The 20,576-nt window shown below is 64.0% G+C and carries 22 protein-coding genes; 10 read left to right on the top strand and 12 right to left on the bottom strand.

Going from position 1 to position 20,576, the window contains the following annotated elements:
* Positions 1–119: 119 nt before the first annotated feature.
* Positions 120–1,136: a nicotinate-nucleotide--dimethylbenzimidazole phosphoribosyltransferase gene (gene cobT, locus AC1Z3V_RS27500; protein WP_429815761.1), complete on the bottom strand. Its 1,017-nt coding sequence runs from the start codon at positions 1,134–1,136 to the stop codon at positions 120–122.
* A gap of 213 nt (positions 1,137–1,349) precedes the next feature.
* Here cobT and AC1Z3V_RS27505 point away from each other — a divergent pair, with 213 nt between their 5' ends.
* From AC1Z3V_RS27505 to AC1Z3V_RS27520, 4 genes are all read left to right on the top strand, one after another.
* A complete protein-coding gene (locus tag AC1Z3V_RS27505) occupies positions 1,350–2,138 on the top strand; it encodes an adenosylcobinamide-GDP ribazoletransferase (RefSeq protein ID WP_483502877.1) in 789 nt (262 codons plus the stop codon).
* 36 nt (positions 2,139–2,174) lie between these two features.
* Positions 2,175–2,396, top strand: coding sequence for a DUF1289 domain-containing protein (locus AC1Z3V_RS27510; protein ID WP_429815765.1), 222 nt, complete (start codon positions 2,175–2,177; stop codon positions 2,394–2,396).
* On the top strand, positions 2,393–3,094 hold the full coding sequence (locus AC1Z3V_RS27515; RefSeq protein WP_429815767.1) for a retropepsin-like aspartic protease family protein: 702 nt from the start codon (positions 2,393–2,395) through the stop codon (positions 3,092–3,094). The genes AC1Z3V_RS27510 and AC1Z3V_RS27515 overlap by 4 nt, the downstream gene beginning before the upstream one ends.
* Before the next feature lie 92 nt (positions 3,095–3,186).
* Entirely contained in the window at positions 3,187–3,876 is a 690-nt protein-coding gene (locus AC1Z3V_RS27520; RefSeq protein WP_483502878.1) for a permease, read from the top strand.
* A gap of 13 nt (positions 3,877–3,889) precedes the next feature.
* Here the strand turns inward: AC1Z3V_RS27520 and AC1Z3V_RS27525 are convergent, their stop codons facing one another.
* The 8 genes from AC1Z3V_RS27525 to AC1Z3V_RS27560 form a co-directional block, all read right to left on the bottom strand.
* Entirely contained in the window at positions 3,890–4,651 is a 762-nt protein-coding gene (locus tag AC1Z3V_RS27525; RefSeq protein WP_429815770.1) for an ABC transporter permease, read from the bottom strand.
* Positions 4,648–5,574, bottom strand: coding sequence for an ABC transporter ATP-binding protein (locus tag AC1Z3V_RS27530; RefSeq protein ID WP_483502879.1), 927 nt, complete (start codon positions 5,572–5,574; stop codon positions 4,648–4,650). Before AC1Z3V_RS27530 ends, AC1Z3V_RS27525 begins: the two co-directional genes overlap by 4 nt.
* Before the next feature lie 106 nt (positions 5,575–5,680).
* Entirely contained in the window at positions 5,681–6,163 is a 483-nt protein-coding gene (locus AC1Z3V_RS27535; RefSeq protein WP_483502880.1) for a DUF6691 family protein, read from the bottom strand.
* Positions 6,160–6,567, bottom strand: coding sequence for a YeeE/YedE family protein (locus tag AC1Z3V_RS27540; RefSeq protein ID WP_483502881.1), 408 nt, complete (start codon positions 6,565–6,567; stop codon positions 6,160–6,162). The genes AC1Z3V_RS27535 and AC1Z3V_RS27540 overlap by 4 nt, the downstream gene beginning before the upstream one ends.
* On the bottom strand, positions 6,564–6,896 hold the full coding sequence (locus AC1Z3V_RS27545; protein ID WP_429815780.1) for a metalloregulator ArsR/SmtB family transcription factor: 333 nt from the start codon (positions 6,894–6,896) through the stop codon (positions 6,564–6,566). Before AC1Z3V_RS27545 ends, AC1Z3V_RS27540 begins: the two co-directional genes overlap by 4 nt.
* 608 nt (positions 6,897–7,504) lie before the next feature.
* Positions 7,505–8,761: an extensin-like domain-containing protein gene (locus AC1Z3V_RS27550; RefSeq protein ID WP_483502882.1), complete on the bottom strand. Its 1,257-nt coding sequence runs from the start codon at positions 8,759–8,761 to the stop codon at positions 7,505–7,507.
* 320 nt (positions 8,762–9,081) lie between these two features.
* Entirely contained in the window at positions 9,082–9,633 is a 552-nt protein-coding gene (locus AC1Z3V_RS27555; RefSeq protein WP_483502883.1) for a Kazal-type serine protease inhibitor family protein, read from the bottom strand.
* Positions 9,634–10,009: 376 nt separating this feature from the next.
* Entirely contained in the window at positions 10,010–11,824 is a 1,815-nt protein-coding gene (locus AC1Z3V_RS27560; RefSeq protein ID WP_483502884.1) for a methyl-accepting chemotaxis protein, read from the bottom strand.
* Positions 11,825–12,090: 266 nt separating this feature from the next.
* On the opposite strand from AC1Z3V_RS27560, the gene AC1Z3V_RS27565 reads away from it, so the two are divergent.
* The 3 genes from AC1Z3V_RS27565 to AC1Z3V_RS27575 all read left to right on the top strand — a co-directional run bounded on the left by AC1Z3V_RS27565 (position 12,091) and on the right by AC1Z3V_RS27575 (position 13,851).
* Entirely contained in the window at positions 12,091–12,480 is a 390-nt protein-coding gene (locus AC1Z3V_RS27565; protein ID WP_429815789.1) for an acyl-CoA thioesterase, read from the top strand.
* Positions 12,481–12,548: 68 nt separating this feature from the next.
* A complete protein-coding gene (locus tag AC1Z3V_RS27570) occupies positions 12,549–13,082 on the top strand; it encodes a hypothetical protein (RefSeq protein WP_483504163.1) in 534 nt (177 codons plus the stop codon).
* 133 nt (positions 13,083–13,215) lie between these two features.
* Entirely contained in the window at positions 13,216–13,851 is a 636-nt protein-coding gene (locus AC1Z3V_RS27575) for a TerC family protein (protein WP_429815791.1), read from the top strand.
* A gap of 101 nt (positions 13,852–13,952) precedes the next feature.
* Here the strand turns inward: AC1Z3V_RS27575 and AC1Z3V_RS27580 are convergent, their stop codons facing one another.
* The gene (locus AC1Z3V_RS27580) at positions 13,953–14,306 is read right to left on the bottom strand and encodes a DMT family protein (protein ID WP_429815794.1); all 354 of its coding nucleotides are present in this window, start codon (positions 14,304–14,306) and stop codon (positions 13,953–13,955) included.
* 578 nt (positions 14,307–14,884) lie between these two features.
* Here AC1Z3V_RS27580 and AC1Z3V_RS27585 point away from each other — a divergent pair.
* Positions 14,885–15,328 carry a TIGR02594 family protein gene (locus AC1Z3V_RS27585; RefSeq protein WP_483502885.1) on the top strand — a complete coding sequence of 148 codons (444 nt, stop codon included), beginning with the start codon at positions 14,885–14,887 and terminating at the stop codon, positions 15,326–15,328.
* Between the two features lie 30 nt (positions 15,329–15,358).
* Here the strand turns inward: AC1Z3V_RS27585 and AC1Z3V_RS27590 are convergent, their stop codons facing one another.
* Together AC1Z3V_RS27590 and AC1Z3V_RS27595 are read right to left on the bottom strand one after the other, a co-directional pair.
* Positions 15,359–15,904, bottom strand: coding sequence for a GNAT family N-acetyltransferase (locus AC1Z3V_RS27590; RefSeq protein WP_429815800.1), 546 nt, complete (start codon positions 15,902–15,904; stop codon positions 15,359–15,361).
* Positions 15,905–16,060: 156 nt separating this feature from the next.
* The gene (locus AC1Z3V_RS27595) at positions 16,061–16,216 is read right to left on the bottom strand and encodes a hypothetical protein (RefSeq protein ID WP_429815803.1); all 156 of its coding nucleotides are present in this window, start codon (positions 16,214–16,216) and stop codon (positions 16,061–16,063) included.
* Between the two features lie 169 nt (positions 16,217–16,385).
* Here AC1Z3V_RS27595 and AC1Z3V_RS27600 point away from each other — a divergent pair, with 169 nt between their 5' ends.
* Both AC1Z3V_RS27600 and AC1Z3V_RS27605 read left to right on the top strand, forming a co-directional pair.
* Positions 16,386–18,140: an adenylate/guanylate cyclase domain-containing protein gene (locus AC1Z3V_RS27600; RefSeq protein WP_483502886.1), complete on the top strand. Its 1,755-nt coding sequence runs from the start codon at positions 16,386–16,388 to the stop codon at positions 18,138–18,140.
* Between the two features lie 6 nt (positions 18,141–18,146).
* Entirely contained in the window at positions 18,147–20,318 is a 2,172-nt protein-coding gene (locus AC1Z3V_RS27605) for a CHASE2 domain-containing protein (RefSeq protein ID WP_483502887.1), read from the top strand.
* The last annotated feature ends 258 nt before the right edge of the window (positions 20,319–20,576 follow it).

Consider the following 20,576-nt stretch of genomic DNA (forward strand, 5'->3'; position numbering starts at 1 on the left):
CGCTTTGGATAGGCGAGAAGCACGTGACCATCAAGGCCCGCCATGCGCGGGAATGGCGCCCGCGACAGGCTTTGGACAGCAATTGGCCGGCTTTGCTGCGAAAGCCGGCCGTATCTCGATTATTCCTTGTTGCTGACGCCAGCCTGCGCGAAGGTCGCCATGCCACTGTGGCAGGCAGCCGCTGCCTTGACGATGCCGGCGGCAAGTGCGGCCCCCGTGCCCTCGCCGAGCCGCATGCCGAGCGCCAGCAGCGGCGTCTTGCCGAGCTTCTCGATCGCGCGGATATGGCCCGGTTCGCCCGAGACATGGCCGATCAGGCAGTGGTCGAGGGCCGACGGATTGGCCGCCTTCAAGATCGCCGCGGCCGCAGTCGCCACGTAGCCGTCGATGATGACGGGCACCTTCTGCACGCGGGCGGCGAGGATGGCACCCGCCATCGCCGCGATCTCGCGGCCGCCGAGGCGGCGCATCAGCTCCAGCGGATCGGAAAGGTGATCGCGATGCAGCGCCACCGCCTTCTCGACAGCCGCGATCTTGCGCTTCAGCACCTCGCCTTCGGAACCGGTACCCGGACCGACCCATTCCTCGGCCGTGCCGCCATAGAGGCCGAGATTGATTGCGGCCGCGATCGTCGTGTTGCCGATGCCCATTTCGCCGATGCAGAGCAGATCCGTGCCGCCGGCGATCGCCTCCATGCCGAAGGCCATGGTCGCAGCACAATCCCGTTCGGAGAGCGCAGCTTCCTCGGTAATGTCGCCGGTCGGATAGTCGAGCGCCAGGTCGAAGACCTTGAGGCCGAGGTCGTGGCTGACGCAGATCTGGTTGATCGCCGCGCCGCCGGCGGCGAAGTTTTCGACCATCTGCGCAGTGACGGACGACGGGAACGGCGTCACGCCCTGACGGGTGACGCCGTGGTTTCCGGCGAAGATCGCCACCAGAGGCCGATTGACCGCCGGCGCCTTGCCGGTCCAGGCGGCGAGCCAGAAGGCGATTTCTTCGAGACGTCCGAGCGCGCCCGGCGGTTTCGTCAGTTGTGCGTCCCGTTCCCGTGCCGCAACCAGCGCTGCCGAATCCGGCCCCGGCAGGTTGCGCAGCAATTCGCGGAAATCATCAAACGGCAGGCCGCTGGCACTCATGCTGGATATCCTTGCATATCGTGAATCTACGCTCCTCATAGAGGGCGTCGAATTTTCGGGCAACGACATTTGCGCCAATCCACGTCGCCGGAGCATGATCCGTCACGCGATGGACGATTCGACGCACCGCGATCCGGCGCGCTCGTCATGCCCTCACTTGCGGGCCGCCGTGACATCTGCAATGCGGCTGGGGGGTAGATCTTTGGAGGGGCAATGGGCTTTGTGGGCGATTTCTGTGACGACGTGGCGCGCTCGATCGGCTTCCTGAGCCGCATTCCCATGCCGGGACGTCATTTCGTCGGATACGACGGACGGCTGAACCGGGCCGTGCGCGCCTTTCCCCTTGCCGGCATCGTGATCGTCCTGCCCTCCGCTGCCGCTGCCAGCGCGATGTACGCGCTGCAGGTCGGTTCGCTTTTTGCCGCCTTCGTCGTCATCGCTCTCCAGGCGCTGCTGACCGGGGCGCTGCATGAGGATGGGCTCGGTGATACGGCCGACGGCTTTGGCGGCGGTCGCGACCGCGACGCAGCACTAGATATCATGAAGGACAGCCGGGTCGGCACCTATGGTGCCGTCGCGCTCATTCTCTCCTTTGGCTTGCGCGTTTCGGCGCTGGCCTCGATCCTGCCGCTCTTCACGCCGCTCGGCGCCGGCATGGCGATCCTTGGCGTCGCGGCGCTCAGCCGCGCCGCCATGGTCTGGCACTGGTCAAGCCTGCCGCCAGCCCGCAGCGGCGGCGTTGCGGCTTCCGCCGGGGTACCGGACCCGGCCGCCGCGCGCTTCGCACTCGGCTCCGGACTGATTGCAGCCATGCTGCTTTTCTATTTCGCCAAGGTCCCGGCCCTTGGCTTGATCGCGACGATTGCCGCCCTCTTCGTCGCCGTCAAAGGGTTCGGCCGGGTCGCGACGCGCAAGATCGGTGGACATACGGGCGACACGATCGGCGCGACGCAGCAACTCACCGAAATCGCGGTGCTCGGCACCCTTGCGCTGACGGTCTGAAACATCGATATATTCAGGGAAAAATAGAGCAAGGCCATGGAATCTCCCTGCATTCTCGTCTGTTCGATCGATGACAAGACCGGCTACTGTTTCGGCTGCGGCCGAACGCGGGATGAAATCGGCCGCTGGACGCTCTACACCGACGCCGAACGCCGGGCGATCATGACCACATTGCCCGACCGGCTCGAGACGGTCGAACGCAAGCCCCGGCGCGAAACCCGCCGCAGCCGCCTGGCGAGGGAACGCGGCCAAGCATGACCCGTCTCGCCATTCTGCTCTCGATCCTGGCCATCGGTCTCATTCTGCTGATCGTCAACCACGATGCGGGCCGCACCATGGGCCTTGCCAATGAAGATTTCGGCCAATTGGTGTCGCTGGGCGCCATCGCCACGCTGATCGGCGCCGGCATTCTGCAAAGCCGTCGCCGCTTCGGCGAAGGGCTGCGCCAGGTCGCTATTTGGCTCCTCATCACGCTCGCCCTCGTCTCGGCCTATGTCTACCGCTTCGAACTGCAGGGTTTCGGCAATCGCCTGCTCGCCGGCCTCGTTCCCGGCCGCGCGACCGTCATCACCGACAGCGAGGGCCAGCAGGAAGTGGTGCTGCACAAGATGCTGAACGGGCACTTCGAGACCGGCGTGACCGTCAACGGCAAGGACATCAGCATGCTGGTCGATACGGGCGCCAGCAGCATCGCGCTGACCTACGAGGATGCCGAGCGCATCGGCCTCGATCCGGAAAACCTCAGCTATATCGTCACCGTCCTGACGGCCAATGGCCGAGCGCAGGCAGCACCCGTCATGCTCGAGGAAATCTCCGTCGGCCCGATCACCCGTCGCAACATCGGCGCAACGGTCGCCGCCAAGGGGCGGCTCGACCAGAGCCTGCTCGGCATGAGCTTCCTGTCGACGCTCGAGATGCTACAGATGCGCACCGACGAGCTGCGCCTGCGCGACTAGAGCGTCGCTGGTGCAGAACGCACGGCGGAGGACTGTTCAAAGGCGCCGATCGTCGGGCCAAGAGACGAAACCACTGATGCGAGGGGCGCCTCATGGATTTCATGCGACTGCTGAAGTCGATCGAAGAGCTTCTCTACGAGCTCGTCTGCTGGCTGCTTTTCTATCCGCTGACCATGTGGCGCACGCTCCGCCATCCGCAGGCCATGATGCGCTACGCCGACGTCGAGCTCGGCGACGATCTGCCGGAGCAATATTCGGACGCGCTGAGCCCACCGCTCTTTCTGCTGATCACACTGCTCTTGGCACACGGAATGGAACTCGGCCTCGTCAGGCAGGCTGCTCCCTGGACCGCGACGTCGCTGCTTGCCTCCGACTCCAACCTGCTGATGTTTCGGGCCGTCGCCTTCAGCATTCTGCCTTTGCTGATGGCGGTGAAGCTCTTGCGCAACAAGGGCGCCAAGCTGACGCGCGACACGCTGCGCCCGCCCTTCTTCAGCCAGTGCTACGTCACCGCGCCCTTCGCTTTCGCGATCAGCCTCGGCGGCCAGTTGCTGATGGCCGGGCACAACGCCTTCACGCCCGTCGGCGCCGTCTTCGTGGTGGTCTCGATCGGCTGGTATGTCGTCGCCGAGACACGCTGGTTCATGGCGGACCTCGGGCTTTCCGCGATGCGGTCGCTTCTCCAAGTCGTCGTGACGATCCTTCAGGCGCTGCTTGCGATGGCCGTTGCCAGCGTCATCATCGCCTATGCGAGTGGAGCCGTGCCGCTGCCGGCACTCTGACAGCGGATGGCCGTCAGTTTCTGAGCCGGTAGCCGGTGCGGAAGATCCAGGCGAGGATCGACATGCAGGCCGTCAGGAAGACGAGGATGATCGCGGCGCTGAAGATCGGGTTGACGTCGGAAACTTCGAAGAAGCTCCAGCGGAAGCCGCTGATCAGATAGAGCACCGGGTTGAAGTGACTGACCGCCTGCCAGAAGGGCGGCAGCATCTTGACCGAATAGAAGCTGCCGCCAAGGAAGACGAGCGGCGGGATCACCAGCATCGGGATCAGGTTCAACTGCTCGAAGTCCTTGGCCCAGATGCCGATGATGAAGCCGAACAGGCTGAAGGAAATCGCCGTCAGCACGAAGAAGAAAATCATCACGAACGGATGGGCGATCGTCAGGTCGACGAACAGCGAAGCCGTTAGCAGGATGATCGTCCCGATCATCATCCCCTTGGTCGCTGCCGCACCGACATAGCCGAGCACGATCTCGACCATCGAGACCGGCGAGGACAGGACCTCATAGATCGTGCCGGTGAATTTCGGGAAATAGATGCCGAAGGAGCCGTTGCCGATGCACTGCGTCAACAGCGTCAGCATCATCAGCCCGGGGGTGATGAAGGCCCCATAGGAAACGCCGTCGATCTGCTGGATGCGCCCGCCGATCGCCGCGCCGAAGACGATGAAATAGAGCGAAGTGGAGATGACCGGCGACACCACGCTCTGCAGCAGCGTGCGCCGGGTGCGGGCCATCTCGAAGAAATAGATCGACTTGATCGCTTCGATGTTCATCGCCCTGTCCTCACGATTTCGACGAAGATGTCTTCCAGCGAGCTCTGCCGCGTGGAAATGTCCTTGAGCCGGATCCCGGCCTCGGCCAAGGCCGCCAGCAGCGCGGTGATGCCGGTGCGTTCGGCGCTCGTGTCGTAATCGTAGATCAGACAGTGCCCATCGCCCTCGAGCGTCAGGTTGTAGCTCGACAGCGTTTCGGGAACGTCATCCAGCGGATTGGCGAGATCGACCCGCAACTGCTTGCGCCCGAGCTGCGACATCAGCGCCACCTTGTCTTCGACCAGCAGGATCTTGCCGCCGTTGATGACGCCGATGCGGTCGGCGATTTCCTCCGCCTCTTCGATGTAATGCGTCGTCAGGATGATGGTGACGCCGGAGGCGCGCAGCCGCTCGACCACGTCCCACATGCTCTTGCGCAGGTTGACGTCGACGCCGGCCGTCGGCTCGTCGAGGAAGAGCACGCGCGGTTCGTGCGACAGCGCCTTGGCAATCAGCACGCGCCGCTTCATGCCGCCGGAGAGCTCACGCAGCATGTTGTCCTTCTTGTCCCACAGCGACAGATCCTTCAGCACCTTCTCGATATGGGCCGGGTTCGGCTTCTTGCCGTGCAGGCCGCGGGAGAAGGAGACCGTGTTCCACACCGTCTCGAAGGCGTCGGTGGTCAGTTCCTGGGGCACGAGCCCGATCATCGCCCGCGTCTTGCGAAACTCGCTCACCACGTCATGGCCGCCGACCGTCACCGTTCCGCCGCTCGGATTGACGATGCCGCAGATGATCGAGATCAGCGTCGTCTTTCCGGCGCCGTTCGGCCCGAGCAGCGCCAGGATCTCGCCCTCCTCGATATCGAGGCTGACGCCCTTCAGCGCCTGGAACCCCGAGGCATAGGTCTTCGACAGATTGGAAACGGAAACGATGGGCGCCATGAAAGCTTATCCGGATGCGGGAGGCGAAGTCGGCAGGTTTCGCCTATATGGGGCAATTGATCGCGATTTGCAGCCTGCCCTATGGAAAAAACAAGGTGACGCTTTGTCAATGCGGCTGTGACAGGCGGGTCTCCGCCCCGGCGCCGCCGCTCATTCGAGACGGTCTGCGCGCCACCAGCCGGTCATGGATGAGCATCCCGGCAACCATCGCCGCCACGAAAAGGATCGTCGCCGGCAGACCGAGCGACAGCGAGGCAAGCGCCGGGCCCGGGCACAGCCCCACCAGCCCCCAGCCGATGCCGAAGATTGCCGAGCCGACAATCAGTCGCCTGTCGATGATCTGATTGTCCGGCAAATGGAAGGTTTCATCGAACAAGGGCCGCTTGAGCCGGCGCGTCAGCAGGACACCGAGCGCGGAAACCGAAACGGCGCCGCCGAGCACGAAGGCGAGGCTCGGGTTCCAATTGCCGGCAATATCCAGGAACGCCCGCACGCGCGCGGGATCGAGCATGCCGGACAGCGAAAGGCCGAAACCGAAAACGAGGCCGGAGACGAGCGTCGTCGCGAGACGGAAGAAAACGCCGTTCATCCAAGCAAACCCATGACGAAGACCGTGACGATCGCCGCGGCCATGAAAGTGGCAACCGCAGCGATCGAGCGTCGCGACAGCCTTGCAAGGCCGACGACGCCGTGGCCGCTCGTGCAGCCGGAGCCCATGCGGGACCCGAAGCCGACCAACAGCCCGCCAGCCAGCAGAAGCGGCCAGGACGACGTGACCGTCACCTCGGGCCAGGCGCCGAAGACGAGACGAAAGAGCGGCGGTCCCGCCATCAGTCCCAGCACGAACAATGCGCCGATGGGGGCCTGCACCCCCTGCAGCAGGCGTCCGGCGATACCGCTTATCCCGGCCACACGGCCATTGGCCACCATCAGGATCGCTGCCGAAAGGCCGATCAACAGCCCGCCCGCCAGCGCATTCCCGTATTCATTCATGTCCTGGAACCATCCCGACAAAAGATCTGATAGAGCGCGCCGACCAGACGCGCCACCTTGTCGTGGCTCAGCCGATAGAACACCTGCTTGGCCTGCCGACGCGTCGAGACAATGCCGGCATCGCGCAGCACCGTCAATTGCTGCGAGAGGGTCGGCTGGCGAATGCTCAGGCTTTCTTCGAGCGCCGCCACCGAGTGCTCGCCCTCCAGCAAGGCGCTCACGATCAACAGTCGATTTCGGTTGGCGAGGGTTCTCAGGATTTTCGAAACTTCGGCGGCATGCGCGGCCATATCCGCGCGCACCCCCGGAAATTGCATAACAGTTCCCATTGCTTCCTCCTGTCGTTGCCCTAGGAGTGAGTGGAGCCCCAATGCTTGCTGTGGTTTGCCGGACCACTATCCATGATTGTTATATCAAATAGTATAATATCGTATTACTTATTGGTTAACCAGACGAAACAAAAAGCACGTTACCATCGCTAGTACCGGGCACCTGTCCATTGACTGTCAAATCATATAGAAAATTCATATCGTTACAACGCGACCCCGGCAAAGGGCAAAACGCCATATTTGGGGCAACCGTCCAGACGATTTCGGGCAACCATAAAACTTGTGGTATAGTGACCACAAACAGGAACCTGCGATGACGCCTCGCGGTCGACGGCCCGCACACCGGATACTGGTGCTTCGACGCCGGTTCGCCGCCGGCGCGAACGCAGGCGTCGACCGTTATCCGGCGAAATATCTGCAAATGAATCGTCGGCTATCCCGTTCCCCTGTCACGAAACGGTGATGCTCTTCGAGCAATTTGCTCGCGCGGCGCGATATCGCCCTTTGATTTGCGCTCGTGATTTGCACGCCGGAGCCTCCCCCTTTTTGCTCCGGTCGTTGGGCCGGCCTCCCCGCCGGCCTCTTTTTTCCCAGCTTGGCTCCCAACGTCAGTCGCAGTGACGATAACCGGTCTTGCGCGTCCTGAGATCGAAGTGGAAATGGTCCTTGTGGAACGGGTCGCTGCCCGGGCCGAGCACGGTGTTGAAATATTTGCAGCTATCGGAGCGCACGGCCTTCAGGAGCCCGCGTTCGCGGAAGGCGAAGAAGCCCTTCTTGCGGACATCGATCTCCTTGCCGTTCTTCAAGACGAACTTGCCAACGTCGATGGCGTTGCCGCGCGCGTGTTCGGACATCGGGTTGCCGCGGCGCGAATTCATCGTGCGGCAGGAATAACCGCCGAGCGGCTTGATGGTCTTGACGCCCGACCAATAGCGATAGCGGGACGATGGCGCGAGTTCGTATTTCACCCACTTGGCGAAGGCTTCCGTCACCTCGCAATTGAGCTTGACCGCCGGCTTCACGCCGATATTGCCCGAGAGACCGCTGAGCTCGATCGGATAGTCGATACCGCAGGACGGTCCGTCGCTGATGCGCGGAATGTCGCGGAAGACGACGCCGAGCTTCTTCAGGCGCTGGCGGCAGGCGATCTCCGAGGCCGGCATTTCGCCTGTGTAATCCGGCGCCGACATCGGATTGCGCACACGCGGCAGGAAGGCGACCTGCTGCGGCTCCTGGGCTCGCTGCATGGCGCGCTGCTCTTCCATCGCCCTTGCGCGTTGTGCCTCTTCCGCGGCGACCCTCTCGGGTGAGAGCGGCGGCAGGTCCGGATCGTAGCCGAGGTTGGCTTCGGCCGGAGGTGCGGCTCCGGACGCTCCGCCGAGCTGGCGTACGTTCTCCTCGCCGATACCGCCGACCACCGGCTGGCTGGCATTGCCCTCGGCGATCTCATTGCTCTGCTCTTCCGCCAGGCCGACGACCGGTTGCTCGACACCGAGCATGGCATCCATGTTGACACCTTCATCGGGAATGGCCGTCGAGCCCGCATTCGCCGGCTGGGCGCCGGAGGAAACCGCTTCGTCGCTATCGATCATCGGCAGCGTGCCCCGCGTTTTCTGAGGCGCCGCCCGTGCGGGAGCAACATAGCCGGGATTGCCGTTGCCGGTCGAAGCGGATGCTGCGGCAGGATAGGCGGCGACCTCTTCTTGCGGCACTGCATCGACCGGGACCGGGCCGATCGAACCGACCCGCGAGCCGCCATCGATGCGGCCGGGTGGCGAAAGCGCGTCGTCGGTCGAACAGGCGACGAGCGATAGCGACAGAACGAGTGCCGTCAGCGGGCGATGGAGACGAGTAACATACGCCATACCGAACTGCGCCTTCCTTAGGGCGATCAAGAAAGACCGCCATCATCACCCCGCCGCCCCTGCAGCGGCGCGCCAACCGGCACGCAATGCTCGCTGCAGCACTTCGAATTGCTGGCTTTCGCCTGTGTCGCAAACCGGGCACATCAGCCGAAAGACCTGATTTCGGAAGCATTTTATTCAAATACGGTAAACGAAGCCTTGCGGCCGACACCCGTAAACGAGGGTGTAAGGCGCTCCGCTCCGGCCGACGGCAGACAACAAGAAGCCCGCGTCTTCGTCAGACGCGGGCTTCGAGTTTTCAGCAATCTATCCCCGGGATGTCAGCGGCATTCACCGCGATGCACCACCCGGAAGCCCGCACCGCCGGCCTCGCAGGCATTCGGGAAGGTTTCCATGCGACCGCCGCGCTGGCCGCAGACCGGGGCGAATTCGCGGGTGCAGAACTGCCCTTCCGACGGGCGATCGTCGCCGCGACGGCATTCGCCGCGGCCGATCACCTGGAAGCCCTCAGAACGCGCCTGGCAGGCATTGGGGAAGGTCCGCGTGTTGCGGCCGCGCTGGCCGCAGACCGGCATGTACTCCATGGTGCAGGCCTGCGGCGGCCGCGCCGGCGGACGGTTGTCAGGGCGGCACTCGCCGCGATGGACGACGTTGAAGCCGTCGGCGCGGGCCTGGCAGGCGTTCGGGAAGCTACGCAGGCGATTGCCGCGCTCACCGCAAACCGGCGCGTATTCCATCGTGCAAACCTGCGGACGGATCGGCCGCGGGCCCGGGCGCGGCTCGTCGACGACGACGGTACAGGCGGAGAGAACCCCGAGCGCCAGCATCAGCGCGGCGACCGGGCGCGTCAGAAGACGTTTGAGAAGTGCCATGGATATCCCCTCTAAAGAAGCGGTCGGCAACCGGAGCGACGCCCCGTCAAACACCTCGCGCATTTCGCGTATCTATCCGCGGCTATCGTAAGGTCAAGGCTGAGCATCCCGCTTTGCACGGCAATCGAACGCATGCCGGCCCCGCCATGTTCCTGGGGCCAAACCCAGTTGGGCGCCACGGCGCGCGTCTCTTTCGTCATCCGCGGGCCTGCACTGAGGACCCAGCCTCGCTGGTCCAACGGCGCAGTCGATGCGCTTTCGTTCGAGGCTTCGGCGCGGAGTGCGGATGGATGGCGGAAGGCCGCCTCGCCTTGCAATCAAGACAAAACCCGCGCGGCATGCCACGCGGGTCTTGCTCAAAGCTCGGCTATCGTGCTCAGGCGGCGCGGCCGTAGGCCGAAGGCGATGCCGAGGACCGCAGCCGGAACTTCGCCAGCAGTGACTTCAGTTCCCGGCTCTCGGCAGCCAGCGTCTGGCTTGCGGCCGTCGTCTCCTCGACCATCGCCGCGTTCTGCTGGGTCATCTGGTCCATGCTGTTGACCGCGACGTTGACCTCCTGCAACCCGGTCGCCTGTTCGCGGGCGGCGGTCGCGATCGAAGCCACCTGCTCGTTGACCCGGTTGACCAGGGTTTCGATCTCCGACAGCGCTTCGCCCGTCGAACGAACCAGTTCGACCCCGGCCCCGACCTCGCGCACCGACGCGCCGATCAGGTCCTTGATCTCCTTGGCAGCTCCCGCGGAGCGCTGCGCCAGCTCGCGCACTTCCTGCGCGACAACGGCAAAGCCACGGCCCGCCTCGCCGGCCCGCGCCGCCTCGACGCCGGCATTGAGCGCCAGCAGGTTCGTCTGGAAGGCGATCTCGTCGATCACGCCGATGATCTGGCCGATCCGGCCGGACGACCCCTCGATCCGCCCCATGGCATCGATGGCGTTGCGCACGATGCCGCCGGATTTCGCCGCACTCGCCTTGGTCTCGTTGACCATGTCGCGCGCCTCGTTCGCCCGTTCGGCGGCGTGGCGGACCGTCGAGGTGATCTCGTCCAGGGCTGCAGCGGTCTCTTCGAGCGCGGCCGCCTGCTGCTCCGTCCGGCGCGAGAGATTGTTCGCCGCTTCCGAAATGTCGCCGGCGCTGGACGTGACGATCTCGGTCGAGTGCGAGATGGAACTGATGACATCCCGAAGTGCTGCGACGGCCGTGTTGAAGTCCTCTCTCAGCTTGCCGTATTCCGGCGCGATAGGGCCGATCTCGGCGGTCAGGTCGCCGCTCGCGAGAAGCTCAAGCGCGGCACCGACGGTCTCCATCGCATCCGCCTGCGCTTCCGCCGTTGCCCGCTGGCGCTGCTCGTTGCCGCGGCGCTCGGAATCGAGCCGATCCTGCTGCTCGGCTTCGCGCGAGCGCAGTTCCAGCCGTTCGCGGACGGAATCGCGCAGCACCACCAGCACCTTGGCCATCTGACCGATCTCGTCGCCACGGTCGGTCTCCGGCACCTCGGTCGAAAGGTCCTCATCGGCAATCGCCCGCATAGAGGCCTTCAGCTTCTCGACCGGCTTGACGACGCTACGCACGATCGCAAGTGCCGCCATCAGAATGGCAAGAGCGGCGGCGGCGAGGATGCCGGCGGCCTGCCACGCCCGCTCGCGGAACATCGCCGCCAGATCATCGGCATAGACGCCGGTGCCGACCACCCAGCCCCAGGGCTTGAAGCCGGCCACGTGCGAGTATTTCAGCACCGGCTCATCGGCGCCCGGCTTCGGCCAATAATAGTCGACGAAACCCTGGCCGCTCTTTTCCACCGTCTTCACGAACTCGACGAAGAGATGCTTGCCGTTGGCGTCCTTGTTGCCCGTAAGATCCGTTCCGTCCATCTCCGGCTTGATCGGGTGCATCACCATCGTCGGATGCATGTCGTTGATCCAGAAGTAGCCGCTGCCCTGGTAGCGCATCGCCTTGATCGCCTCGAGCGCGCGCTTCTGCGCCTCTTCGCGGGAAAGCGTGCCGGCCTGTTCCTGCTTGTAATAGGCGTCGAACACCGCGATCGCGTTCTCGTTCATTGCCGAAAGCATCGCCTTGCGTTCGCCGACGAGCTTGTCCTGCGCCTGGAACAGACCAAAGGTCAGCGCCGCTGCCATGGTCAAAAGCGCAAACGCCACCAGCGCGTAGAGACGCGCCGAGATCCTGAATTTCTTCATTGCCAATCCCCTGCCCCTTCGGCGCTCGCGCGCCGCCCCTTCGGATCCTGGCGCCACCGGCATCACCGATGGCCCTCCAAGAGCCTGCAGAATAGAGGGAGGTCTTTGCAAAGCCCCTAACAACCGATCCCTAAAATTGACAATCCTCAATCAGCCCATGCGAAAGTCTAATAGGACGGTCTGGCAGCCGGCAATTGTGCGGCACCGGTCTTCCCTCCAGAAGTGCGCTCGGGTTACATCTTCCATCCAACAGGGAGACAGGCGGCATGACCGAACAGACCAAACCGACCGGCGAACTGACCTTGCGCACACTCGCCATGCCCGCCGACGCCAATGCGGCCGGCGATATCTTCGGCGGCTGGGTGATGGCGCAGATGGACCTTTCCTGCGGCATTCGCGCCGCGGAACGCGCCCGCGGCCGCGTGGTGACGGCGGCGGTCAAGGAAATGGCCTTTGCCCTGCCGGTCAAGATCGGCGACACGCTCTGCATTTATACGGATGTGGTGAAGGTCGGCCGCACCTCCATGACCCTCAAGGTCGAGGCCTGGGCGCAGCGCTATCTCTCGCATCTGATGGAAAAGGTGACCGACGCGATCTTCGTCATGGTCGCGCTCGACGAGCACGGCAAGCCGAAGCCGGTACCGCCGGAGGAATAGGAGCGGCCGCCTTGGATCCGGTTCCGACCAACCCGGAAATCTTCCCGCATATCCGCACCGTCATGGGCATGATCGTCAGCCTGAGCCTGGCGAGACTTCTCAGCGGGCTGGCGCTCTTCGTACAGCATCCCGGCAAGACGCGCGTCTACTGGATCCACCTCGGCTGGGTCCTGTTCATGTTCGTCTTCCTGGTGCATTTCTGGTGGTGGGAGTTCCACCTGCATTCGCTGGCCGTGATCGACGTCAGCGTCTACCTGTTCGTCATCCTCTATTGCTGCGTCTTCTTCTTCCTCTGCGTGATGCTGTTCCCGACGACGCTCGATGACTACAGCGACTACGAACACTATTTCATGTCGCGAAGGGCCTGGTTCTTCGCCTTCCTGGCACTCGCCTTCGCCGTCGACCTCGTCGATACCGCGCTGAAGGGCAAACAGTATTTTGCCTCCTACGGTCTCGAATACCCCGCCCGCAACACCGCCTATATCCTCTGCTGCATAGCCGCCGCCTGGACGCCGAACCGGCGCTTTCATGCCGCTTTCGTCGTCGTCGCCGTCGCCTATCAGCTCCTGTGGATGTATCGAGCCTTCGACCTGCTCGATTGAGACGGCGATCTGAGTGGTTACGAAGGTTTTCCGCCAAGCCGCGCGCCTCAGCCCTTGATCCCAGGGCGAGGCGGTGCTTTATCCGTTAGGCATATTTCAATCGCATCATGGCACGTCGGGGGACTGTCGCATCATGGAAATCTTTACCGCTGCCGGTCTGGCAGCGCTTCTGCAAGTCATCGTCATCGACCTCGTTCTCGCCGGCGACAACGCCGTCGTCATCGGCCTTGCTGCGGCCGGGCTGCCGACGGCGCAGCGCAAGAAGGTCATCCTCGTCGGCATCATCGCGGCAACCGTGCTGCGCGTGGCGCTCGCCAGCGTTACCGTGCAACTCCTCGAGATCATCGGCTTGCTGCTGGCCGGCGGCATCCTGCTTCTCTGGGTCTGCTGGAAGATGTGGCGCGAAATCCGCGAGCAGCAGGCAGCCAACGCCGCCGGCGAAAGCGGTGAAGCGAGCGACACGCCGAAGAAGACTTTCATGCAGGCGGCCATCCAGATCGTCGTCGCCGACGTGTCGATGTCGCTTGACAACGTGCTCGCCGTTGCCGGCGCCGCCCGCGAACATCCGACGATCCTCGTCGTCGGCCTGATACTTTCGATCGCGATGATGGGCGTTGCCGCCGGTTTCATTGCCCGGCTGCTCAACCGTTATCACTGGATCGCCTATGTCGGCCTGGCGATCATCCTCTATGTCGCGCTCGACATGATCTATCGCGGCTCCGTCGAGGTCTGGCCGCATCTGGCGCCGGTCGTGGCGTCGATGGTCTAGCACCGGACCGTAACGGTCCAGCCGCTATGCAGTGGAAGGCAGGGCCCCGTGCCCTGCCTTTTTCTTTTGCGGCCGTTCGGACGCCGCAATGATTGGCGCCTTCAGCCCTTGAAGATGAAGGAAGCGCCGGCCGCGATCAGGGCGAAACCGACGAGATGGTTCCAGCCGATCGACTCTTTCAGCCAGAACACCGAAAAGGCGGCGAAGACCAGGAGCGTGATCACCTCCTGCATCGTCTTCAACTGCGCCGCTGAATAGACCTGATCGCCGATACGGTTGGCCGGAACCGCCAGGCAATATTCGAAGAAGGCGATGCCCCAGCTTGCCACGATCGCCATGTAGAGCGGTGACGACGTGTATTTCAGATGCCCGTACCAGGCAAAGGTCATGAAGACGTTGGAAAGCAGGAGCAGAAGGACTGGCCAGAGATAGGCCGGAGACAGGGTGAAGGACATCGAGAACCTCGGCTTGCGAATCATGGGCCGAACATGCGCCGTCGTCCCGTGCGGATGCAAGTCCCCGAAGCCTTACGCCGGCACGCGATGCCCTGCGCCGCCGCGCGTCTTGTTGGACGCGCAAAGATCGCTTCAACACCTTGAACTGCCGCATGCCCTTCGATCGGTTTCGGCCAAAGGCAACATGTCGTAGAGACTGCCGAAATGACATCTTTCGGCTGGCCAGAGTGGCGAATCGACAGCGAAACGGCACTTTTTCCGGCAAATAGCAACCATCGCCCCATATTTTTACGGGTTTTGCCACAATTTTGTACTGGCGCATGCGCAATGTCGCTCGACTGTCCGACGGACAGGCAGGGGAATACCACACTTCGAAACGGCGGTTGCCGTGAAGTTGGCTCCGCGTTGAGCGCGGTTCGCCGACACGCCGATGCTGCGTATCAGACGCTGGGCACGCGCATGTCCGCCGAAATTTCCCAAGGGAACATTGGAAACAGTTGAGCAACCGGGTGCCATGCCGGCGTTCGCCAGGCCGCCCCGACCGTTCGCACCCAGCAACATGTCAAGGAGACCTGACCATGAAGGTCCTGGCGTTACTTGCGGCTGCCTATGTCGCGCTCCTTCCACCAACTCTTGCCAGCGCCGGCATGCTTGCCCAGGCGCAGCAATACAAAGGCCTGCACGAGATCAAGAACAACAAGACCCTTCGCGCAGCGCTCGGCATCAACCCGGCACGGACCCCCTGGTGCGGCCATTTCATGGGCATGATTGCCCGCAAGGCCGGACGCAACCCGCCCCAAAGCTTCGGTTTTGCCCGCTCGTGGCTGCATTTCGGCGCGCCGGTCAAGCTCGCCTATGCGCGAGCCGGCGATATCGTCGTCGTGCGAACCGGCCGCGGCTACCACGTCGGCGTCCTGTCCGCGCTTTCGAAGTCGACGGCTCAGTTGATCGGCGGCAATCAGTCCGGCGGCGTCAGGGTCTCGCAGTTCGCGCGCGGCCAGGTCGTCGCCGTCCGGCGGTAGCGTCTCCGCAAGCCACGAAACCCGGCCTTTTCAGTGCCCGGCTTTCCGGACCGCCGGTGCATGTCCTAGCGCAAGCCGCATGGCGCAACGCCGCTCCGGCGGCAAGCCGTGTGCTGCCTCATTCGCCAGGATCTGCGCGAGCCGGACATCGAGTTCGTCTGCGGCCAGTGTCGCGAAGCCGAGCTTGCGGTAGAAGAGTTCGTTCCAGGGAAGATCGCGGAACGTGGTCAGGGTCACCGCGGCGAGCGCAGTCACGCGCGCATGCGCGATCGCAGCCAGCATCAAGCTGCGCCCGAGCCCCTGCCCCTGGCACTCGGCGGTGACGGCAAGCTGCCAGATATGCATGGCATCTCCGGTAACGCCGGCGCATAGAAAGGCGATCGGCCGGTCATCGGCATCGACCGCCACGACCGAAAGCCCGGTGCGCAGGAATTCACGATGCGCCTCGGCCGATTGCACGTCGTCGTCGGCGATCCAGGCAAGATCGGGGATCGTCCGGAACACCTCACCGGAGGATCGCTCTATGTCGGGCAGCAGGGCCGCGTCTTCTTCACGTGTGGGTCGAATCAGGGTCATGATGCCGGCATGCTATAGCGCAGTCCGTCCTAAAAGACGCGCAAGGATCGCTGCGGCGCTCTCAAATTCCGCAAATCATTAGCCGGATAAGGTGATATCGCTGGTTGGCGTTGGCATTGATCGCCGCCTGAAGCGCGGCTGCCGGCTCGACAGCGGTCACGCTCCGCTGCGGATAGGATCGGCGGCGCCGGCCAGGGACGCCTGGGCCAACGCGGCGATCGTGGCACCACCCTCGCGGGCGGTTTCGGCCGCCCGCGCTGCCGAAAGGTAGCCGTCACGGTTGCTGAAATGCGAAACTTGCACAATCTCCACGCCCATAGGCTCCGCCGGACACAATCTGCCGTAGAAGCCCCATGGGTTGCTTTTTGCGCCTCCGGCCCAGCAATGGACACAAATCGGGGTGATTTATACTTCTCGGCTTTTCTAATTTAAGTTACGCTCATCTTTCTTCTGACAAGATGCCGCGGGAGGGGCTGCCCTCTTGGAACGGAAGCTCGCCGTAATCCTTGCTGCCGATGTCGCTGGTTACAGTCGCCTTGTCGCGGCCGACGAGGAAGGCGCGCTCGCAACGCTTGCCACCTACAGCGCGACGATCTCGCGCCTCGTGAACGAGCATGGGGGTCGCATCTTCGGCGCGGCCGGCGACAGCCTGGTCGCCGAGTTCCAGAGCGCCGTGCAAGCGGTCCGAGCGGCAGTAGCGATCCAGCGCAATCTGGAGCGGCGAAACGCCGATCTCGCGCCTGAACGGCGCATGCAGTTCCGCATTGGCCTCAATCTTGGCGACGTTGTGGTTGACGGCGGCAACCTGCTCGGCGACGGCGTCAACGTGGCGGCGCGGCTGCAGCAGGTCGCGCAGCCGACCGACATCTGCATCTCCGGTGCGCTGCACGAGCAGATCGTCGGCAAACTGGAATTTCCCGTACACCGGCTTGGCGATCGCGCGCTGAAGAACATACCGCGCCCGGTGCTGGTGCACCGCGTCGACTGGCACGAGGATCCCATGAAACCGGATCTGTCCGGCATGCCGCTTGCCCTGCCCGACAAGCCATCGATCGCGGTGCTGCCCTTCGTCAACATGTCCGGCGATCCCGAACAGGACTTCTTCGCCGACGGTCTGACCGAGGACATCATCACGGCGCTTTCGCTCTACCGCTGGTTCTTCGTCATCGCCCGCAATTCCTCCTTCGCCTACAAGGGTCGCGCCGTCGACGTCAAACAGATCGGCCGCGATCTCGGCGTGCGCTACATCGTCGAAGGCAGCGTGCGCCGTGCAGGCTCGCGCGTCCGCGTCACCGGACAGTTGATCGAGGCCGAAACCGGCATCCATCTCTGGGCACAGCGTTACGAGCGCGAATTCGCCGACCTCTTCGCCATCCAGGACGAGATCACCCAACATGTCGTCGCGGCGATCGAGCCGGAGATCCTGATTGGCGAAAACCGCCGCGCCCTCTTACGCGGCAGCGACAATCTCGACGCCTATGAATGCCACATGCGCGGCACGTTGCTGCACAATGCGCAGGACTCCGCCGCGCACTTCAACGAGGCCGTCGAGTGGCAGCGGCGCGCGATCGCCCTGGATCCCGATTTCGGCCGGGCCCACATGATGCTCGCCCGCTCGCTTTTTGCGCGTTGCTATTTCGGCTTCAGCGACGATATCGACCGCGACAGCGCCGAGATGCAGGCTGAAGCTGCGCGTGCAGTCGTGCTGGAAGATCACGATCCCTATTGCCACTATGTCATGTGCCTCGCCAACTTCGCCGCCCAGCGGCCGCATGCCGCGGTCGCGGAAGCGCAACAGGCGATCGATCTCAACCCCAATTTTGCCCTCGCCCATATGGCGCTCGGCTGGGCACGCATCTATGTCGGCCGCTTCACAGAGGCGCTCGGGCCGTTGCATACGGCGCTCAGGCTCAGCCCCCACGACCCACTGACCTATCTCTTTTTCAGCCGCATCGCGATCGCCCACTACCATCTCGGCAACTATGACGAAGCGCTGCACCACGCCGAACGGGCGCTACTGCTGCGCCGCACCTATTTCAGCCTGGTCGTGGTGATCACCTGCCTCGGCCAACTGGGCCGCATCGAGGAGGCTCGCAAACTCTTCCCGGAAGTGATTGCCAACGCGCCGAGCGACATTCCGCGCTATTGGCGTTTCTTCACCGCTTATGCCGATCCCGCCGACCACGCACATTTCAACGATGGGCTCGTCAAGGCGGGCCTGCCGATCGTCCCGTAGGCCGCCATGACACGAGCCCAGCTGTTCGGCGTTCTCATCGGCCTTGCGGTGGTGGCAGTCTTCACGGTCCTGCGTGCCCACGATCCGCAGCTTCTTCGCCAGGCGCGCGACGTCACCTTTGACGAATACCAGCGCATCGCGCCGCGCAGCTTCGAAGCGATGCCCGTCAAGGTGATCGACATCGACGAGGCCTCGCTGCGCGAATTCGGCCAATGGCCCTGGCCGCGCGACCGGCTTGCCAAGCTGACGGACCGGTTGACCGGGATGGGTGCTGCGGCAATCGCCTTCGACGTGCTCTTCGCCGAGCCGGACCGGCTGTCGCCGCGCACCGTCGTGCGGGACGTCGGCGGCGTCGATCCATCCTTCGTCGCGACCCTGCCCGACAATGACGAGATCTTTGCCCAGGCGATCCTCGACAAGCCGATCGTGCTCGGCTTCGGCCTCACCAACGAGGGCAGCTACCTGCCGCCGGTCAAGGCCGGTTTCGCCTTCACCGGCGAAAGTGCCGCCGAGGCGCCGCCGCGCCTGCATGCCGCCACACCGCTGAGGCCTCAGCTCGAAGCCAACGCTGCCGGCCTCGGCCATATCAGCCTCAATCCCGGCTCCTCCTCCGCGGTGGTTCGCGCTGCGCCGCTGTTCCTGAGCGACGGGCAGCAATTCTATCCGAGCCTCGCCCTGGAAGCGCTGCGGGTGGCGCAGGGCGCCTCGACCTATGTGCTCGCAGGAGCGCCCAACGTCGCCAACACCCTTACCGCCGTCAAGATCGGCGATTTCGTCGTGCCGCTCACCTCGACCGGCGAACTCTGGCTCTACGTCACGCCGGATACGACAGAGCGCTACATCTCCGCCCGGAGGGTCCTCACGGACGACGCGTCGTCGCCGGACGTTCGCGCGGCGATCGAAGGCAGCATCGTCTTCATCGGCACCTCGGCTGCCGGGCTGCAGGACGTGCGTACCACGGCGCTGGGCCAGAACGTGCCCGGCGTCTCCATCCACGCCCAGATCGTCGAGCAGATCCTTTCCGGCCGTTATCTCTCGCGGCCCGATTGGGCCGACGGGCTCGAAATCCTCTCGATCGCGCTGGCCGGGACGTTGCTCGTGCTGCTCACCACCTTCGTCAGCCCCGTGGTGGCGCTCGTCTGCGGCCTTGCGGTCACGGCGCTGGCGCTCGCGGCTTCCTGGCTGGCCTTCTATTATGGCGGGCTGCTCTTCGATCCGCTGGCGCCGATCCTCGCCGCCTCGATCACCCATTTTTCCGCCACCGCCTATCGCTTCCTGGTGACGGATCGCGAGCGGCGCGAGGTCCGCCAGGCCTTCGGGCGCTATCTGTCGCCGTCGCTGCTCTATCGCATCGAGCACACACGCAACGCGCTGAGCCTCGGCGGCGATGACCGCGAACTGACGGTGATGTTCGTCGACGTGCGCAGCTTCACCGAGATGAGCGAACGCATGACGCCGACCGAGGTCGTCACCTTCCTCAACACGCTGCTCGATGCGCTCAGCCGCCATGTGCTCGCCAATGAAGGCACGCTCGACAAGTTCATCGGCGATTCCATCATGGCCTTCTGGAACGCCCCGGTCGATGTCGTCGACCATCCGCAAAAGGCGCTGCGCGCCGCTCTCGGCATGCGCGAGACCCTGGCCCGGCTGAATGCCGAGGACGCCTTCGGCTTCGGCGCCGGCCACGAGGTCCGGATCGGCATCGGCATCCATACCGGGCTTGCCTGCGTCGGCAACATGGGCGCCGAAACCCGCTTCAACTATTCGGCGGTCGGCGACACCGTCAACATTGCCGCCCGCATCGAAGCGGCCTGCAAGGATGTCAATTTCGACGTGCTCGTGTCGGAAGCGACCGCCGAGGCATTGTCGGCCTGCGCGCTGCTGGATGCGGGGAGCCTGGGCCTCAAGGGAAAGACGACACGCACCCGGCTCTTCGCGGTCGCCGGAGACGAAAGCCTTGCCGCCTCGCCCGCCTTCGCGGAATTGCGGCGCCTGCATGAGCGGCTCGTCACGGTCCTGCGAACGCGCGCAACCTCGAGCCGCAGCATCATCAATGCGGCAAAGCTGAAGTCTGCCGCCCTGGCGCCGGGACTGGTCGGCTTCTACGCGAGGATCTCGCGCCGATCGGAGCATTTCGCCGAAACGCCGGCCGAGGACGCCAAGCGCCCGGCGGAGTGAACGACGGCGCGGCGCCGCGGATGGTTTCCGTCCGACCCAGGCGACCTCGACTCAAACTCTCGACTATCTCGGCAAACCTTTGATTTATTGTCGGTTCGTTGTTGCCACACTCTCGACGCTGCCAATCCAGCCTGCGGCTCATGCGCTCGCCGATTACCTAATTCTGGCTTTGGCTTTGGCTCTGTTCCTGGTGCTGGGTTCCACCGCCCTGCTGCGACTGTTCCTGCCGCTGTTCCTGCTCCTGGCGCTGCGTACCTT

The organism is Ensifer sp. 38_S197 (assembly GCF_056924495.1).

What these genes read in the sequence shown, in the direction of transcription:
- cobT (WP_429815761.1), bottom strand. Translation starts at nt 1,136, where the DNA reads ATGAGTGCCAGCGGCCTGCCGTTTGATGATTTCCGCGAATTGCTGCGC.
- AC1Z3V_RS27505 (WP_483502877.1), top strand. Translation starts at nt 1,350, where the DNA reads ATGGGCTTTGTGGGCGATTTCTGTGACGACGTGGCGCGCTCGATCGGC.
- AC1Z3V_RS27510 (WP_429815765.1), top strand. Translation starts at nt 2,175, where the DNA reads ATGGAATCTCCCTGCATTCTCGTCTGTTCGATCGATGACAAGACCGGC.
- AC1Z3V_RS27515 (WP_429815767.1), top strand. Translation starts at nt 2,393, where the DNA reads ATGACCCGTCTCGCCATTCTGCTCTCGATCCTGGCCATCGGTCTCATT.
- AC1Z3V_RS27520 (WP_483502878.1), top strand. Translation starts at nt 3,187, where the DNA reads ATGGATTTCATGCGACTGCTGAAGTCGATCGAAGAGCTTCTCTACGAG.
- AC1Z3V_RS27525 (WP_429815770.1), bottom strand. Translation starts at nt 4,651, where the DNA reads ATGAACATCGAAGCGATCAAGTCGATCTATTTCTTCGAGATGGCCCGC.
- AC1Z3V_RS27530 (WP_483502879.1), bottom strand. Translation starts at nt 5,574, where the DNA reads ATGGCGCCCATCGTTTCCGTTTCCAATCTGTCGAAGACCTATGCCTCG.
- AC1Z3V_RS27535 (WP_483502880.1), bottom strand. Translation starts at nt 6,163, where the DNA reads ATGAACGGCGTTTTCTTCCGTCTCGCGACGACGCTCGTCTCCGGCCTC.
- AC1Z3V_RS27540 (WP_483502881.1), bottom strand. Translation starts at nt 6,567, where the DNA reads ATGAATGAATACGGGAATGCGCTGGCGGGCGGGCTGTTGATCGGCCTT.
- AC1Z3V_RS27545 (WP_429815780.1), bottom strand. Translation starts at nt 6,896, where the DNA reads ATGGGAACTGTTATGCAATTTCCGGGGGTGCGCGCGGATATGGCCGCG.
- AC1Z3V_RS27550 (WP_483502882.1), bottom strand. Translation starts at nt 8,761, where the DNA reads ATGGCGTATGTTACTCGTCTCCATCGCCCGCTGACGGCACTCGTTCTG.
- AC1Z3V_RS27555 (WP_483502883.1), bottom strand. Translation starts at nt 9,633, where the DNA reads ATGGCACTTCTCAAACGTCTTCTGACGCGCCCGGTCGCCGCGCTGATG.
- AC1Z3V_RS27560 (WP_483502884.1), bottom strand. Translation starts at nt 11,824, where the DNA reads ATGAAGAAATTCAGGATCTCGGCGCGTCTCTACGCGCTGGTGGCGTTT.
- AC1Z3V_RS27565 (WP_429815789.1), top strand. Translation starts at nt 12,091, where the DNA reads ATGACCGAACAGACCAAACCGACCGGCGAACTGACCTTGCGCACACTC.
- AC1Z3V_RS27570 (WP_483504163.1), top strand. Translation starts at nt 12,549, where the DNA reads ATGATCGTCAGCCTGAGCCTGGCGAGACTTCTCAGCGGGCTGGCGCTC.
- AC1Z3V_RS27575 (WP_429815791.1), top strand. Translation starts at nt 13,216, where the DNA reads ATGGAAATCTTTACCGCTGCCGGTCTGGCAGCGCTTCTGCAAGTCATC.
- AC1Z3V_RS27580 (WP_429815794.1), bottom strand. Translation starts at nt 14,306, where the DNA reads ATGTCCTTCACCCTGTCTCCGGCCTATCTCTGGCCAGTCCTTCTGCTC.
- AC1Z3V_RS27585 (WP_483502885.1), top strand. Translation starts at nt 14,885, where the DNA reads ATGAAGGTCCTGGCGTTACTTGCGGCTGCCTATGTCGCGCTCCTTCCA.
- AC1Z3V_RS27590 (WP_429815800.1), bottom strand. Translation starts at nt 15,904, where the DNA reads ATGACCCTGATTCGACCCACACGTGAAGAAGACGCGGCCCTGCTGCCC.
- AC1Z3V_RS27605 (WP_483502887.1), top strand. Translation starts at nt 18,147, where the DNA reads ATGACACGAGCCCAGCTGTTCGGCGTTCTCATCGGCCTTGCGGTGGTG.